Source organism: Vibrio orientalis CIP 102891 = ATCC 33934 (assembly GCF_000176235.1).
Classification (GTDB): domain Bacteria; phylum Pseudomonadota; class Gammaproteobacteria; order Enterobacterales; family Vibrionaceae; genus Vibrio; species Vibrio orientalis.
On sequence record NZ_ACZV01000005.1, the window covers coordinates 1,181,417 to 1,197,355 of the forward strand.

Here is a 15,939-nt window from a genome sequence, read left to right on the forward strand (position 1 = left end):
CAACCGAGGTGAAACCTTGAAACTGGTAAGTTTTTCAGCGCAAGGGGTTCATGGCTATATGGACTTCGATGTAAATTTTAACCAAGACGTCAACTTTCTTATAGGTTCAAACGGCTCGGGCAAAACAACTGCAATTAAGATTATAAAAGCACTTTTAAATCCAACACCTGAATTTTTCTCACAAATCAAATTTAAATACTGTGAATTAATTTACTTTAGAAACAATAAAGAAAATATCCTCGCCGTTAATGATTGCGGGCAACTAATAGAATTTATTATTAATGAGAAGAATCTAAAATTACCACGAGAGATATTAGAGAATGCTTACGACGAATACATTGAAAACGGACGAAGAGCTATATCTTCGTTTGCAAATGACTTCTTTCGAAAAGTAGAAAGAATGCCTACTCCAATATTTTTAGGAGTAGATAGAAAAAAAAGTGATCACAAAATAAGTAACAAATACTATCATTATGACTCATTTGCAAATTCACCAAGAACTAGAAGAGAACTGTCTCTCGGGCTTCTAGGAGATGCATTAATAGAAACTCAAATTCTGATACAAAATGCTTATAAGGGTATAAGAAACGAAGAGAGAAAGATGGATAGTGAACTTAGAGATAGCATATTAAAGTCTACCTTTAAGTTTTTTGACTTTGAGTCTGAAGAATTACTAAACAATAGAAACAAAGCAGAGCTTCTTATTAAAAAGAAAAAAGAAATATTAACTGCACTCCACAGAATTAGCGATGTAGATAGCTCGATAACTCAGGAAGTTAATGTGTTTTTTTCAAGTTTGAATAAATTACTTTCAGATCTAGAAGATGATCAGGAAGATGCAACTCTAAATGTAAACTGGTTGATGAATCAGGCTATCATTGGACGTATTTCAGACATGGTTGAAGTTATAGATAAGTACGAGCAAAGGATTTCAGAAATAAATGAACCAATTAATAAATTTATAGATACGATCAATCTCTTCTTTAAAGATTCAAACAAGATTTTAACGATGGATACAGTTGGTAGGCTTGCTCTTAAAGTTAATGGTAAAGCAAAATCTATAGGTGTTGAATGTTTATCTTCAGGTGAACGTCAAATTTTAATTATCGTTGCTCACGTACTATTTAATAAATATGGCTCAGAAATGATAACTAAAAAAGGCGTTATTGTTATTGATGAACCTGAGCTTTCACTTCATATGAGGTGGCAGGAGATTTTCTCCGAGATCATTCTAAAGGTTAGTCCTGAAACGCAATTTATACTTGCTACGCATTCACCCGATATTGTGGGTGATTTGGGGAATAAGTGTAAGTACGTGAGGGAAAGTGATTAATGCTCGAGAGAAAATCAAACGCAAAAAAAGCTAAGAGTAAATTCTTTCAACAGTATAATGAAATTGATATTTATATTGAAGATACTGCAGTTGGATATAAGAAGCTTTTTACAAAACTTATGTCTAGATATTTTAAAGGGAAATACCAGGTTGAAAATGTTTTCCCTTTGGGAGGGAGACTAGAAGTTATTAAAGCTTGTCACGATGATCAAGTAAAAAGTGATCGACCTAGAATATATATAATAGACGGTGATTTGTATCTTTTAACTGGCGAAAAACATAATCTTAAGGGTTTGTATATTCTTCCTAGATACTGCATAGAGAATCATTTAATTTGTTCTGAATCGATTTTAAAAATAATGGAAGAAGAAGACCCAGAGAAAGAAATTGAAACTTTGAGAAAAATATTCGATTTTAATGGGTGGGTAAACTCTAATAAAGAGAATCTATTATTATTATATATTGAATATGCGATAGCAAAGAAGATTGCTCCCCACATTAAAACCGTATCACACGGTCACAAATGCCTGATTAATGATAATACAGGTATTGTTGATAGCGAAAAAATTCAAAACCATATTAAAGAAGTAAGAGTAAGCACTATTCAAGCAACGGATATTGAGACATATGAGGAGGCAAGAAGTGAAGTATCACAGATAGTTAGTTTTAGTGACTGCGACTTCTTGAGCTATATTTCTGGTAAGGATGTCTTAATGCCGCTACTACTTATGAGACTTAAGAAGAACGTTAAGACTAATAGCACTAATATAGCAATTAAACATCGATTGTCTAACAACTGCAGTGTTGACACCTTCAAAGACTTAAACTTAGCAGTAAACCTTGTTTAGAATCAACGTATGAAAAAGGCAGTATAAATATACTGCCTTTTTCTTCCTTCACAATGCAACTTACTGTTTTTAGTAGAACATTGAAGCGTTTACTTCTAGTCAAGATTGAATTTATATCTGAACATAGTGACTATCCGGCTTCTCGGTCATAGATCTTTCTCTGATCTGTACTTAAAACAGGTGTATAGCGAGTATATTGCATTTCAGTGATCTTTAATTTAGAAAGGCTGCTCACAAGCTTTTGTATTAAGATTTTCTAGAACTCATTGATACAAATCAATAGACTTGAAGCTTACCTGCCTCCCCAACTCATCTTTGGTTCAACCTCAATCGCTGGAACCTGATTCCAGCGAATATCATTTTCTCTCGTGTATATCTTCGTTGTATCAGCATTGGCATGGGCCATTCTCTCCGTTGCGCTTATGCCCTGCTCTTCAATCATTCTGGCCGATAAGCCTCGGATCTCATGATAGGTTGGTCGAAGGGCTTTCTTAAGGTGATCGTATAGGCCCAAAGAATCTCTTACTTTGCTGAACTCTTTACTGATATTGTGATGGTGAACCTGGTAAAGATGATCCGTTTCCTTAGAGATACCTCTTTGTAATTGGCGAGGTTTTCTATGCACCACGTATGGGCAATGCAGCCTTGAAGTTTTGGACAGATCGACAATATCCTTAATCGCCTGAGTGACTGGAATCGCTACCGCAGATGTCTCAGATTTTTGGACTTTTTGACGATGGATATAAAGCGTGCCGTAGATGGGTTGGCCGTCAATGTAATCCACCCTGCCCTCTGGATTCCAAAGAATACCGCATACGCCTTCCCTAGGCTTCTTGATTCGATAGCGCAATCTGTAGATTTCTCGTACAGCATGAGTCGTCTCTACGGTTAAAGACATTGCTACTTTCAAGAACAGTGGTGCCGCTTCATAGATCTGAAGATAGCTTCCGTAGTCTAAATTGTGACGCGCTTTGGTGCAATCCTCTTTGGATAAACGTCGCTGTTTCTTGTTAAGAACAAAGTTACTCTCTATCGCACTCTCATCAGCCAAATAGGAAAATATCTTTTTCAGGTTGCTGATTTTTCCATTTAGCTGCCGATTAGTAAGCTCAGAATAATATTTACCAACGTGCTCATTTAACACCATGTAGGGCATGGCGTTCTTTAACGTTTCCTATATGAAATAATTTTGATCTATATCTCTCTTTCTCCCTAAATATTAAACTGCTGACAAAAATAAAATTAGAGCAATTACTTTAATTATTTTTTAAACATTAACCTTTAAGGCATTTTGAACGGTAAATATATCCTCACAAGTACCATAACTGCACCACCAAATCGAACAAAGAATATACATAATTGCTGATATATAAATTAATACCATCTAAAACATAAAGTTATCAATATATTGCCATTTGTCTCATCGGTTTAATCAAGCCAATGCTAAATATCAAAATTGTTATCAGACTAATGATAAAGTGCTCTTTTATCCGTTTCATGAAATAAAAACCATAGTATTTGTAAGAATTAACCCACCTTCATCCCTGCAATCAACACTGAATAAACATCACACTTTAATAAATATAAATTCACAAAGACTAATATAAAAATTCCCTTTTCCGAAACTTATTTACCGTGTTAATAAATAAAACACGGGATTGATTTGGAGTATTACTTAGCTTCAAAAGGTACTTAATTCCCGCACGAGAAAAAATCAAATATCAGAGATTAATAACTGATTATTGGTTTGTTATTTAGTAGGAACTCTTTACTAGGATTCTGGTATGTATAAGAAAAACACTAAAGTGTTAGGCGCAGTTACCCTGCTCTCTTCTTTAATCGCTGCACATTCATTTGCTGATATTCAGATACTCGGAAGTGAAAGTGAGATATCTCAATCAATCACTGATCACTATCAGCAATCAAGTCGATTTTACGACGGTAGCTTGGCTAACAATGATGCACTCTACATTAACGTAGCAACGGCATCCGATGATGACATCAACAAAGCAAAATCACACATTTATCAGGGAGATATTGTCATCATAGACCTACGTCAAATTCCAGGAGAAGAAGCAAAAATCGAACTGAGCCAATCGTTAACTGGGCTAGGTAGCGACAGCCCTCTTGTTGTCACCGGCCTTTATCAGGGCGACAAGATCATTAATTCTATTGTGGCCGACGTTCGCGATGAAAATGGTCAATCAATTAATAACCCTTCAGCTGAACTAGCAAGTCTCAACCACTCGCTGGTTCATGCTCTAGATCGTCTTGGTTTTGGAGGTAAGTAATATGAAAACTTCTACTTTTTGCACACTTTCTTTACTCGCCGCTTCTACCAATGCCTTTGCCGACAACTATGTACCTATTGTTGAGACTGTACACTACATCACTAGCTCTAAGATGACGTGTAACCTGTACACGAGTAAAGATTTCGATAAAACGCGCGATTGGTGTAATGCTGGTGCATCGGTTGATCTGCGAGTAACCGTTGCTCAAATGCGTTCTGTTCAATCATCCACTTCACAAGGCTTCACGCCAGACGCTAAGATCGTTCGCTTTACTATTGATGCAGACAAACCTGGCACAGGCTTCCATCTGGTCGATGACCTGCAGCAGGATCATAGTTGGTTTCAGAGCTGGGCAAACCGTCGTACATACATCGGCCCGTTTGCCAGCAGTTATGATTTATGGGTGAAACCTGTCTCGGGTTATGTACCGAAAAAAGTCAGCGATTTTCCTCATAATGAAAACAAAAACTACCAGCACCGAGATACGCATGGTTATTCAATTGGCATCAATGGCTCATTAGGTGCAGAAGTGGGTAAAGATGGCCCTAAGGTCGGTGGCGAAGTGGGTGCCTCATTCAGCTATAAGAATGAAAAAACGCTGGTATTTGATACCAAAGACTACCGCGTAAACAACCGTTCTTCGCTGAGCGATTTTCAGCTCTCATTTGAGCGTGAGTTTGACGAGTGTTCAGAGCTAAGGCGTCAGGAGCTAGGCTGCTACTTCACTGCCGCACACTGGGGCAGCGGCTGGGTATTTGATAAATCGAAGTTTAATCCGATCTCTTACGCAAACTTCAAACCAAACTATGACGTTATATATGAAGCGCCTGTGAATCAAGATGGGACGACTAAGTTTGAAATCGGTGCCCAGTTCACTGCAAAGGCACGCTATGGCGATGTTATTCCATCTGCGCTGTTCTCGGTATATGGCCCTGCGGGTTCATCATGGATCGCTCGCTCTATCAATACGTCATTCATAATTGATTGGAGCCATCCACTGTTTGAAGCAGAAGCACACGTTACCTTGCAGTCATTAAGCAACAACGATCTATGTCTTGATGTATACGGTACCAATGGTGATAAGTCAGTAGAAGGTGGAGAAGTGAATGGTTATTCTTGCCATGGCAATTGGAATCAAACCTGGGGCCTGGACAAACAAGAACGATACCGCAGTCGTGTTGATCCAGATCGTTGCCTGACTGTCTCAGCGTCTAAGACTTTAACGGTAGAATCATGCGGCTCTAATCTGGCGCAGAAATGGTTCTGGGAAGGTGATAAGCTAATCAGCCGTTACGTTGATGGCTCGAACGATCGCTATGTTCTAAATATAGTGTCTGGTCAAAACGTTGGTATAACACCGGAAGATCAAGCTACCCACGCGAGATGGAAGCCCGTTCTTCAACAAATTAAGCTGTAATCAATGTTTTTAAAAAAGAGCTTAAAGTATCCACTTTAAGCTCTTTACTGTCTGTACTACGCTAAGCGTGATTACTGTAGGTATGCATTCAGCATCCACATTAGTTTTTATTTGAACCATATGTGGTTTAAGAGCAAGGAATAGTTGTTACTTGAAAAATCCCCATAATGGTGAACACTTATTATGACATTTATATTAATAAGAGATAAATTATGTGGCCTTTTAAATCAAGCTCTCAGCCCTCTAGAGACTTAAACCCGACACTGAATGACTTCATCGTCGATTCACTCAAGCAATCATTGGCAACCATAGAGTTTGACCCACAAGGGAACATTTTATCGGCTAGCACACCATTCTTAGAAGCCATGGGCTATGAACTCAGTGAGGTACAAGGTCAGCATCATCGTATCTTCTGCGACCCTCGTTATACTCAAAGTAATGAATATCATGCCTTTTGGTCCTCTCTTGCACGAGGACAACCTAAGTCAGGTACATTTGAGCGATACAACAAAGCTGGCGATTTAGTGATCATTGAGGCCACTTATTTCCCTATCGCTAATCACGAAGGGAAAATTGAGAGAGTAATGAAAATTGCCAATGTTGTGACTGAGCAAGTCACTCAAGCTCGCTCCCAACGAGATATCATCGCTGGCCTAAATCAAAACTTCGCGGTCATTGAATTTGAAACCGATGGCACCATTATCAATGCGAATGAGAACTTCCTTAATGGACTTGGATACAACCTTGACCAAATAGTTGGAAAACACCATAAGATGTTCTGTTTTGACGATTTTTATCAGGAGAACCCTAACTTCTGGAAGCAATTGGCGAGCGGTCAGGCTTTTTCAGGGCGTTTTTTGAGGAAAACACAGCAAGGGACAAACTTATGGATACAAGCTTCATATAGCCCGATACGAAACACCAAGGGTGAGGTCTACAAAATCGTTAAGTTCGCTTCTGATATCACTCAGGATGTTGAACGTGAGCAAGCTATCTCTGACGCTGCCAATGTCGCCTATAGTACTGCTGTAGAAACCTCCCAAGTCGCTCAAGAGGGCAATCAAGTACTCAAAGGAACGGTCAATATCTCGCAAAAAATGGTGGTGAACCTCACGGGCTCAATTTCTAAAGTTGAAGAGTTGGCCGCTCTCTCCAAAGATGTCTCCGAAATTGTAAAAACCATCGGGGGGATTGCTGACCAAACGAACCTTCTCGCGTTAAATGCTGCGATTGAGGCTTCGCGGTTGTTGCCGATGAAGTGCGTCAACTAGCTTCAAGGACTTCAGAGTCAACCGAAGAAATCACACGAGTCGTAGATCGAAATATGTCACTCACTACGGAAGTGACCAAAGCCATCTCCGAGGTCAGTGAAATTGCAGAGGAAGCCAACACGAAAATAGAAGAGGTCTCTTCTACAATGAATGAAATTTATGAAGGCGCTGAAAATGTTGCCGCTGCGGTTGATCAATTTAAAGAGAAATAGTGACGGTTGGATTGAACAGAGTCAGATCTTGTTTATTACTTGAGAGCAGGCTCTATTCAATTCACCGATTTCAACTTATTGAATAACCTTCAGTCCATGCGGGTAATAAAGGTTTGCTCGTCATCGACAAAAGCGACAAAGCCGCCGTGATAGATAAACACACGGCCACGCCCCTCAACTAAGCAGGCAAGCTGTGGATTCAAATCTTCTTCGTTATCCTGGCTTAGAAACGTGCCGGTATCGGTGATTACGCCGCTGAGTGTAGGCAAATATCCATAAGCGCGCTTAGCTTGATCAATCAGGCTCAATTCACTGACGGTAGAAAAGCATGAGGGGATCGCACCGGCATCTTCGATAAACATAGTTTTCAGTTCTTCAAAAGCGGTAATCACTAGCCAGTCGATGCCGTTAACATGATGGATAAACATAGAGTGTCTCGGTAATTCTGATGCAGGGATTGTATCACTATCAGGGGAAGAACCTAGTATCGATTTAGTTGCTAAAGGCGGCACCTGATTGCAAAAAGTGCCGCTTGCTACTAAGACGAACAGCTGTAATGGGAAACGCCACCAGCGGCAAAGAACTCCAATGGCCTTAGCTGGTAGTATTTGTTCTCGATCGCTTCAGTTTGCTCATCGTATGGCTTGGCTAAAATATCTTGAAGCTCATTGATCAGAGAAAAGTCTCCCATTTTTGCTTGCTCATAGGCAGGGACGATAAGCCACTCACGCCAAGTATACTTAGGGTTGACCTTTTTCATTTGGTTAACTCGTTGTTCATGACTTAACGCCGGATTAAGCAGCTGACGCCATGATGCAAGCCATAGACTCCACTCTTGTTCGAGCTCTTCTGTTGTCTGTGCGTAAAAGCACGGCGCGAGCTCTGAGAAATCAGACGGAATGTTAGAGAGCTCGCGGAAAAAGATGGTGTAATCAACATGACTTTTCATCATAAGTGCTAGAAGTTGATTAAACAATTCGCTGTCGAATGTTTGCATGCCGAGCTTAGATGCCCACATAGCGCTGACTTTAGCCTGCATAACGGAAGAGAACTCCCCTTCTATTCGTTCCAACTTGTCTAGCTCTGCCGACTCTGATTGCAATAGCGGTTTTAAGGCAGAACAAAAACTCTCGAAGTTCTTCTCGGCAGCTAAAGGTTGGTTGAAGAAAGAGAAATGGCGACCGCCGCCCGTCCAAGGCTGGAAGTAAGGTTCAAAGTATTCACAGAAACCAAACGGGCCGTAGTCTAGGGTGAATCCTCCCACGGCGCAGTTATCGCTATTAAAGTTCCCCTGACAGTAGCCGACACGCAACCAATGCGTGACTAAAGAGGTCAACCTGTCTTGAAACTCTGTAGCAAGAGCCAGCACTTTATCTGCTAATGGAAGGTCTGCTGCAATCTGTTCGTTATACTCACGGTCAATGACGTGCAGTACCAGTATTTCGAGTTCCGACATTGCATTCGGGTGTTCGTTCGCACGAGCCCTTCGACCGAACAGCTCTAGTTGACCAACTCGCAAGAATGAAGGGGCAACACGGGTCGTAATCGCAACCGGATTTGACACCATAATATCAGGATTGTCCGAGCGAGATCCTTCGCTGTACCAAGGGCGGTCAACGGTTTCTGATTGAGAAGTAAATAAGCTTAATGAGCGTGATGTAGGGATCCCAAGGGAATGCATATGTTCTTGCGCAAGAAACTCTCTAACACTAGAGCGCAGCACCGCTCGACCATCGGCACCGCGACAATAAGGCGTTGGTCCCCCGCCCTTTAACTGCATTTCCCAACGTTGACCGTTGAGCACACCTTCAAATACCGACACAGCGCGACCATCACCATACCCATTCCCTGTTTTAAATGGGCACTGATCTGTGTATTCGTTACCAAAAATTGAAAGCGCATAACCCGTCGCCCACCCTACTGCTCTCATGGGTGCGGATACATTGCTGATGTCACCAGAAAACAGCCGTTTAAACTCGTCTGTTTTAGCCAAGCTTTCATCAAGGCCAAGTTCGCTAAAGAACTGCGGAGAATGAGCCACGTATATAGGATCCGCAATAGGCGTCGGTTTAACGGGCACATAATGCCCAGAGAAGACCTGTCTTGGATAAAAGTCTACGCCATCAGCCGTTGCGTCAGGATCTTGAGTCAGATTATCTAGCAGTGAGTAGTCGGATGCCTCAGCGAGACCACTTAATGTAAAAATATTCGCCGAATTTTCAGATTCCATTCTTTTGGTCATCGCTTTACTACTCCGTGTATTTGTTCTGACTTACCATCATTGATACGTCTTGCTACGCTAAAGGCATCACTGTGACTTATGCGAAAGCCATTGCCCCTTTACCAACACCTTCATACGCAATGACCTGTAAAGACTTACCGTCATCAACATCGGGTTTCACCACATCGGCAATATAGCAAGCTAGCAGCTCAACCGTGGTATCCGTTGGCAGAATCTCTGTCTCACTTTTTGCGATAGCCAGCTCAAACTCACCCTGTGGCGCAGTGTAGCGGAATCCAAAATGAGTCTCGTCTGTCACAGACTTGGCCTGTTCGCTAAGGTTAAGCTGCGTGACGGAGATTTGATCTTCTTTAGAGCCCAAGTAGATATCTTGCCAGCGTTTGGCCAACCTAGCTTCTATCTCGCTGTCTCTTTGACCATCAATCAATATTTCGATCGGAGAACGGTGACCATGGGCGATGCGTTGGCAGTTCCCGTCGTGCTTTTTCAGACCGTGTGTATAGTGATAAAACGCACCAGAAATGTTCTCATGCCTTAGCGTGATCTCTATTCCCGTGACATTACTTGGCAGGTTATTGCGAAGGATTTGATATACGTGCTCTGTGATACTTTCAATGCTGATCGATTCTGCTTCGATCAAGCAATAAGCTTCATTTGGGCAGTGAAGATGAATGCTCTTATCACCGCGCTTAACATCGAGTGTAGAGTAGCCTACTTTAGTCGGTTTGAGAGTAACGGCTGAGCTTTTAGCTGGCACTAACAGGCGATGATCGACATACTCGTCAACCAAGTGCTTAATTTGTTTTTTCACCCGACCGAAGTCTAACACCATGCTCATCTCATTGAGCTCGCCAGACATGGTGACGTCTAAAATCCAACTATCTCCTACGACGCCTCTCTGTTCACAGATGTATGAAGAATCGATAACGGTAAGATCTCTTACAAATAGGTTCAAGTTGAACTCCTTACTTCATTAATGAGATACGGGAGGCTGAGTATCATTTCAGCAGGCACTTCGTCTCATGGTTTAGGGTGAATAAAATGGAGAGGCAGAATGTCTCAATGACTTAGTAAAGTCCACCTTTTTCATCCCCCTCGATTAGGAAAAGGACAAAGTCTATACACTTACTCCTCAAAAGTAGTCCAAGTGGCCTTCAATAACCATAAACGCAATAAGACAATAGGCGGTTTAGACGACAAGGAAGCCTTTACTTTCAGCAGTGTAAACCATCATGGGTAACACAAATACAGTCACGCATAACATGTGCCATGTAGCTCCCTTGTAATCATTCAATCTAATAACCGCTTTAAGTAGCAAATACGTTCTAATGCCAAAGTACTATTGACCATATACTCAATAAGTGTGGAACGAGAGTGTATGGAGTTGGGTATGACATGTAAACGGAGTCTGTGGCTTGCATCCACAGTGTTACTATTTTCACTAACCGCAGAAGCTGGTAAGCCTGTAAAGAGTGATGGAACCTATTTAGGCAATGGCTTTCCTAGTGGCGAGCATTTCAACCTGATTCTCCATGGTAAAAAGGACAGTCACGTATGTGAAACTTACGTAGAAATTGTCGAGGTTACCGACACGGACCTAGGTGATCTAACTGAGCCGTCTTATGCGGTTGGCGATAAGTATTTACCTGGCGAATGTCCAACACAAGCGGGGTTTGAATATCGCTGCGCCTACGGCAATGTAATCAACATGCCTAGAGGCAGTGATAGCAGCCAGATTTTAATGGAGTCAGGTAGCAAAGGGCCGGCGAAAAAATCAGGGAGTGATGCCGATCTTGATTCAACAACCTTGCAAGTCACTGATGCTTGTACGGGTTACAGTGGCAATGATCCCGCAGTAGTGCGTATTCCCGCTGATAGAGACGGTTATGCCGTGTATGCTCGCGTTCTCGGCAAACCTACTGATGATGGCGGGCCTGATTTCAGTGTCACTGGCCGTGAAATACCGATCATCGGTGATGGTGATAATACTTCTGATGATGTTTGGCTCATCGGTGTGATTGACAATGAGGGCGCGTTAATTCCCGGCACCTGTGATGACGGAGGATGTACGCTTGAACGTTGGGAATCAACGGAAAAAGGGAAAGGAGCAAAAACGGCAACTAACCTGACTGGGCTATTTAGTTTCAGCGGAGAGGTGTGCTACTGGGATGACGACGAGTCTTGTTTAGACGGTAATACCAATGTATGTACAGATAAAGACTTCTGCTGCACCATCGTTGATGAATACGACGGAATTGGAGATATCGAATACAACGGTACTGTCTACGATTGTGAAATCGCTGATGAGGTAACCCTAGATGATGGCGGTATGTGTCTAGCAGATGGAGACGTGCCAGATACCTTACATTGTCGAACTTACGAGCAAGAGTGGATCTTCAACATTGAAGACTTCGTCAATGTACTGTTTGACGTTAACAATGATGCGTATAACGTTCAGATAAGACTGTATCCTTTACCACTTAAATAGATTCTGACTTACTGAAACCACCGGGCCTTTGCTCGGTGGTTTCATTTCACTCTTCTACGTAAGAGCTGCACAAATAGGTGTCATGTAAGCACCCTGACCCCACTCTTAATCAGTAAAACAGATTTTGTTTCTATCTAGATCTCTCACATAAGCTGAAAAGCGTGGCCCGCGCTGACCCGGCTCACCTTCACACGCGGCACCTAGTTCGATGGCCTTGTCATACATCCGCGTTACTTCATCAGCCGAACCAACACTAAAGCCAACCATAGTGCCATTGCCATTCGTCGCCGGAGCTTCGTTAAATGGTAGAGCAGCAGCAAAAGCAAAATCGTCGCCAAGCCAGTAGGTCATTCTTTTCGTTGGAACGACTTTCTCTAACTTTGATTGTTCAAACAGTGAATCGTAAAATTGTGTCGCCTTTTGCATGTTGTTCGTTCCAACAACAAAGTAATTCATTTTCATGCTTCAATAACTCCGTCTAATTGAACGAACAATCATACCCTTGAGCTACTGACAAGGTGTGTCAGGAGACATTTCACTTATCACGATAAACCGCCACCAGTTAGCACTAGCTAAATGCCATATTCCCTGCCATCGCCAAAAGTAACATCGCAAAAATCTTCTTGATGGTTGAAACAGGCAGAGTGTTTGTCGCTTTCGCTCCAAGCGGTGCGGTAAACCAAGAGGTACTAACGATACCGAATAGAGCTGGCAGATAAACAAACCCCGCAAAGCCATCTGATATCGAAAAGTGCGCGCTGCCCGAACTGATATAGCCGATAGAACCAAACAGAGCGATCACGATGCCACAAGCCGATGCGCAACCAATCGCTTTTTTCATATCGATGGAGAAAAACGTCAGCAAAGGCACAAGCAATGCGCCGCCGCCGATCCCTATCATGGCAGAAAGCCCGCCAGTAATGGTCGTCAGCACCGTTAATACACCTTTATTAGGCATCTTACGTTCAGTTGGCTGATCACTCTTGCTGCTATAAAACATCTTCAACGCAATCAGTACAACACTAATCGCGAAGACTAAACGAACGACCTGTTCTGGTAGAAGTGCTGCCATAAAGCCGCTAACCAAAGCGCCTAATGCCACACCCGTCATGATCCACGGTGCAAGCTCCCACGGTACATTGCCATTTCTATGGTGGGCAATCGCTGAAGAGGTAGACGTAAAGAGTATGGATGCCAAAGAAGTCGCGACTGCAGCAATCACTACCTGATCGCTTGGTAGTACCTCGAAATAGATCAATATAACGCTCAGTATCGGAACAATCACTAATCCCCCACCGATACCTAACAGACCCGCTAAAAAACCAACACCACTGCCCAGTATCGCGCAGTAGATAACCAATAACAGTAACTCACTCACTCCATTCACCTCTTACGTATCCATCAGGGTTTACCCTTTGTGGATATTTTTCCATTAAGCCCATTAATATAACTCGTTAGAAAATAATGAAACATGAATATTTCTCATGTTGATTGTGAAAGAAAACCATTGTTATTCCTTCAGTGATTAACGATATAAAAGAACCACTGCTCTTGGTTCTATACGAAATACAGTTCTTGAGATTCAGATTTCGAGTTTATCGAAAAAGACTGCAATGGCTAGCGACTGAGAAAATTAAAAAATAACAGCAGTAAGCTCACAAAGAGCAAGGAATAAGTCCAGCTTTCATCTAAGGATATAGGAAACCAGATTGCCATGAATAACGATTTCACATTTAATATTAAGAGCATTAGTCTCGACGAAAACTACCATCCATCAAACAGCACTCGTATTACCACCAACTTTGCTAACTTGGCGCGAGGAGAAAGCCGTCAGGAAAACTTACGTAATGCGCTTAAGATGATCGACAATAGTTTCAACGCATTAGCGTGCTGGGATAATCCAACAGGTGATCGCTACTCTGTTGAACTCGACATCGTTTCTGTTGATATGAATATTGAAAATGATGGCCAAGTATTTCCATCGATTGAAGTATTAAAGACTCATATTATCGACCATAAAACCAATGAGCGTATTGAAGGTATCGTTGGAAATAACTTCTCTTCCTATGTTCGAGATTATGACTTCAGCGTATTACTCCTAGACCATAATAAAGATCAATCTACATTTACTATTCCGGATAATTTTGGTGAATTGCATGGAAAACTATTCCAACACTTCATCAACTCCAATGTGTATAAACAGCACTTTAAGAAATTGCCTGTTATCTGCCTAAGTGTGTCTGATAATAAGACCTATCACAGAACAGAGAACAAACACCCTATTTTAGGTTATGAATACCAACCGAACGAATCCTCTTTAACTGAGCAATACTTCCAGAAGATGGGCTTACAGGTTCGCTATTTCATGCCGCCAAATAGCGTGGCGCCTTTAGCCTTCTACTTCTTTGGTGATTTGCTGAATGACTACTCAAACCTTGAGTTAATCAGCACAATTAGCACGATGGAAACCTTCCAAAAGATCTATCGACCTGAGATTTACAATGCTAACGCTGTTGCAGGGCAACGTTACCAACCTAACCTGAAGAATTCAGATCATTCATTGACTCAAATTGTTTATGATCGCGAAGAACGCAGTAAGTTAGCGGTAGAGCAAGGTAAGTTTGCCGAGGAACACTTCATTAAGCCTTACCAAACGGTTCTTGAGCAGTGGTCTGCCAATTACGCCTAGTCATTTAACGCGAGCTTAAACAGTATTATGAAACCATTATTACCTACTTCTACAGCGGGCAGCTTACCTAAGCCGTCTTGGCTAGCACAACCAGAAACGCTTTGGTCTCCTTGGAAACTTGAAGGTGATGAGCTGACGGATGGCAAACACGACGCACTACGTGTTTCTCTGCACGAACAGCACCAAGCTGGCGTAGATATTGTCAGTGACGGCGAGCAAACACGCCAACATTTCGTGACCACCTTTATTGAACATTTAAGTGGCGTCGACTTTGAAAATCGTAAAACGGTTAAGATTCGTGACCGTTACGATGCAAGCGTTCCAACCGTTGTTGGCCCTGTGAGTCGTCAAAAGCCCGTTTTCGTCGCAGACGCCAAGTTCTTACGCACGCAAACTGACAAGCCAATAAAGTGGGCGCTGCCGGGCCCAATGACAATGATTGATACGCTTTACGATGACCATTATAAAAGTCGCGAGAAGCTTGCTTGGGAGTTTGCCAAGATCCTGAATCAAGAAGCCAAAGAACTTGAAGCGGCCGGCGTTGATATCATCCAGTTTGATGAGCCTGCGTTTAACGTGTTTTTTGACGACGTCAATGATTGGGGAATCAAGTGTTTAGAAAGAGCCATTGAAGGGCTCAAGTGTGAAACCGCTGTCCACATCTGCTACGGCTATGGCATCAAAGCGAATACCGATTGGAAGAAGACACTAGGCACGGAGTGGCGTCAATACGAAGAAGTGTTTCCAAAACTTCAAAAGTCCAATATCGATATTATCTCGCTAGAATGTCATAACTCTCGTGTGCCAATTGAGCTACTTGAACTTGTCCGTGGCAAGAAAGTGATGGTCGGTGCTATCGATGTCGCAACTGACGCGATCGAAACTCCTGAAGAGGTCGCGAATACCCTACGTAAAGCGCTTGAGTTCGTAGATGCTGACAAGCTCTACCCTTGTACTAACTGCGGTATGGCTCCTCTCGCTCGTGATGTTGCGTCTGGGAAGCTGAAAGCATTAAGCGAAGGAGCAGAGATCGTACGAAATGAGCTTGCGAACCGGTAGTTAAGGCGACTAACCGCCAAAGTTCGCCCAACACCAATGAATATCACTATAGCTCCTATATTTCGGGAGCTATAGAGCAATTCAAAGAT

12 protein-coding genes and 2 pseudogenes are annotated in these 15,939 nt (G+C 42.2%); 8 read left to right on the forward strand and 6 right to left on the reverse strand.

The genetic code is table 11. From position 1 onward, the window contains the following. Positions 1 to 16 precede the first annotated feature (16 nt). Positions 17 to 1,333: an AAA family ATPase gene (locus VIA_RS16145; RefSeq protein ID WP_004414264.1), complete on the forward strand. Its 1,317-nt coding sequence runs from the start codon at positions 17 to 19 to the stop codon at positions 1,331 to 1,333. Beyond that, the gene (locus VIA_RS16150; protein ID WP_004414265.1) at positions 1,333 to 2,181 is read left to right on the forward strand and encodes a DUF4435 domain-containing protein; all 849 of its coding nucleotides are present in this window, start codon (positions 1,333 to 1,335) and stop codon (positions 2,179 to 2,181) included. Before VIA_RS16145 ends, VIA_RS16150 begins: the two co-directional genes overlap by 1 nt. 292 nt (positions 2,182 to 2,473) lie before the next feature. On the opposite strand, the pseudogene VIA_RS16155 reads toward VIA_RS16150, so the two are convergent. Beyond that, positions 2,474 to 3,322: pseudogene (locus VIA_RS16155) on the reverse strand (site-specific integrase); the annotation flags it as partial. Positions 3,323 to 3,965: 643 nt separating this feature from the next. On the opposite strand from VIA_RS16155, the gene VIA_RS16160 reads away from it, so the two are divergent. The 3 genes and pseudogenes from VIA_RS16160 (at position 3,966) to VIA_RS22610 (ending at position 7,372) form a co-directional block, all read left to right on the forward strand. Continuing rightward, positions 3,966 to 4,472 (forward strand): hypothetical protein, encoded by a 507-nt coding sequence (locus tag VIA_RS16160; protein WP_004414267.1) that lies wholly within the window; start codon positions 3,966 to 3,968, stop codon positions 4,470 to 4,472. Position 4,473: 1 nt separating this feature from the next. Then, entirely contained in the window at positions 4,474 to 5,889 is a 1,416-nt protein-coding gene (locus VIA_RS16165) for a leukocidin family pore-forming toxin (RefSeq protein WP_004414268.1), read from the forward strand. A 212-nt stretch (positions 5,890 to 6,101) separates the two neighbouring features. Continuing rightward, positions 6,102 to 7,372 (forward strand): annotated as a pseudogene (locus VIA_RS22610) (methyl-accepting chemotaxis protein). An 89-nt stretch (positions 7,373 to 7,461) separates the two neighbouring features. Here the strand turns inward: VIA_RS22610 and VIA_RS16175 are convergent. From VIA_RS16175 to VIA_RS16185, 3 genes are all read right to left on the reverse strand, one after another. Next, complete coding sequence (locus VIA_RS16175) at positions 7,462 to 7,800, reverse strand: hypothetical protein (RefSeq protein ID WP_004414272.1); 339 nt, start codon at positions 7,798 to 7,800, stop codon at positions 7,462 to 7,464. A 110-nt stretch (positions 7,801 to 7,910) separates the two neighbouring features. Further along, positions 7,911 to 9,614 (reverse strand): protein adenylyltransferase SelO, encoded by a 1,704-nt coding sequence (locus tag VIA_RS16180; protein ID WP_004414273.1) that lies wholly within the window; start codon positions 9,612 to 9,614, stop codon positions 7,911 to 7,913. Between the two features lie 76 nt (positions 9,615 to 9,690). Then, a complete protein-coding gene (locus tag VIA_RS16185; protein WP_004417888.1) occupies positions 9,691 to 10,569 on the reverse strand; it encodes a 6-pyruvoyl trahydropterin synthase family protein in 879 nt (292 codons plus the stop codon). A 435-nt stretch (positions 10,570 to 11,004) separates the two neighbouring features. Between VIA_RS16185 and VIA_RS16190 the strand changes: the two genes are divergently transcribed. Further along, positions 11,005 to 12,102, forward strand: coding sequence for a hypothetical protein (locus tag VIA_RS16190; protein WP_004414276.1), 1,098 nt, complete (start codon positions 11,005 to 11,007; stop codon positions 12,100 to 12,102). Between the two features lie 105 nt (positions 12,103 to 12,207). Here VIA_RS16190 and VIA_RS16195 read toward each other — a convergent pair whose 3' ends face one another. After that, positions 12,208 to 12,564: a VOC family protein gene (locus VIA_RS16195; RefSeq protein ID WP_004414277.1), complete on the reverse strand. Its 357-nt coding sequence runs from the start codon at positions 12,562 to 12,564 to the stop codon at positions 12,208 to 12,210. A 106-nt stretch (positions 12,565 to 12,670) separates the two neighbouring features. Next, complete coding sequence (locus tag VIA_RS16200) at positions 12,671 to 13,480, reverse strand: sulfite exporter TauE/SafE family protein (protein WP_004414278.1); 810 nt, start codon at positions 13,478 to 13,480, stop codon at positions 12,671 to 12,673. 336 nt (positions 13,481 to 13,816) lie between these two features. Here VIA_RS16200 and VIA_RS16205 point away from each other — a divergent pair, with 336 nt between their 5' ends. Further along, the gene (locus tag VIA_RS16205) at positions 13,817 to 14,791 is read left to right on the forward strand and encodes a DUF1852 domain-containing protein (protein WP_004414279.1); all 975 of its coding nucleotides are present in this window, start codon (positions 13,817 to 13,819) and stop codon (positions 14,789 to 14,791) included. A gap of 27 nt (positions 14,792 to 14,818) precedes the next feature. Next, positions 14,819 to 15,850 (forward strand): methionine synthase, encoded by a 1,032-nt coding sequence (locus tag VIA_RS16210; protein ID WP_004414280.1) that lies wholly within the window; start codon positions 14,819 to 14,821, stop codon positions 15,848 to 15,850. Positions 15,851 to 15,939 lie beyond the last annotated feature (89 nt).

Bases quoted from the DNA above. Each gene is read 5' to 3' on its own strand.
- VIA_RS16150 (WP_004414265.1), top strand. From the start codon at position 1,333: ATGCTCGAGAGAAAATCAAACGCAAAAAAAGCTAAGAGTAAATTCTTT.
- VIA_RS16160 (WP_004414267.1), top strand. From the start codon at position 3,966: ATGTATAAGAAAAACACTAAAGTGTTAGGCGCAGTTACCCTGCTCTCT.
- VIA_RS16195 (WP_004414277.1), bottom strand. From the start codon at position 12,564: ATGAAAATGAATTACTTTGTTGTTGGAACGAACAACATGCAAAAGGCG.
- VIA_RS16180 (WP_004414273.1), bottom strand. From the start codon at position 9,614: ATGACCAAAAGAATGGAATCTGAAAATTCGGCGAATATTTTTACATTA.
- VIA_RS16210 (WP_004414280.1), top strand. From the start codon at position 14,819: ATGAAACCATTATTACCTACTTCTACAGCGGGCAGCTTACCTAAGCCG.
- VIA_RS16205 (WP_004414279.1), top strand. From the start codon at position 13,817: ATGAATAACGATTTCACATTTAATATTAAGAGCATTAGTCTCGACGAA.
- VIA_RS16190 (WP_004414276.1), top strand. From the start codon at position 11,005: ATGACATGTAAACGGAGTCTGTGGCTTGCATCCACAGTGTTACTATTT.
- VIA_RS16175 (WP_004414272.1), bottom strand. From the start codon at position 7,800: ATGTTTATCCATCATGTTAACGGCATCGACTGGCTAGTGATTACCGCT.
- VIA_RS16165 (WP_004414268.1), top strand. From the start codon at position 4,474: ATGAAAACTTCTACTTTTTGCACACTTTCTTTACTCGCCGCTTCTACC.